Below are 280 nucleotides of genomic sequence, written 5' to 3' on the forward strand. Positions count from 1 at the left end.
CTTATCGGCACTAGGGCGTGCAACGTTCAAACTCAGTGACCAATTCAACGCGATTGCTGAATATGTATATGCAAAAAATGAAGTCACTACCTCAATCGCACCCGATGTCTATAGCCGATCTGTGACACTTCCCAAAGGAAGCCAATACTATCCAGGTGAAAGTATCACTCCTGCTGTTCCCGGTTTAAGTGGTGATCCTTTACAACTCTACCTACGCTCACAAGCAGGTAACCGTGTTTCTAAGACAACCAATGAATCACATCGTATTTTTGCAGGGATT

Annotated in this window: 1 pseudogene; it reads left to right on the forward strand. The window is 44.3% G+C overall.

The features are described from left to right. Positions 1-280, forward strand: a pseudogene (locus ACKX14_RS15675) (TonB-dependent receptor); the annotation flags it as partial.

The organism is Thermorhabdus hydrogeniformans (genome assembly GCF_049310025.1).
Lineage (GTDB): Bacteria > Bacillota > Thermosediminibacteria > Thermosediminibacterales > Tepidanaerobacteraceae > JBJYKD01.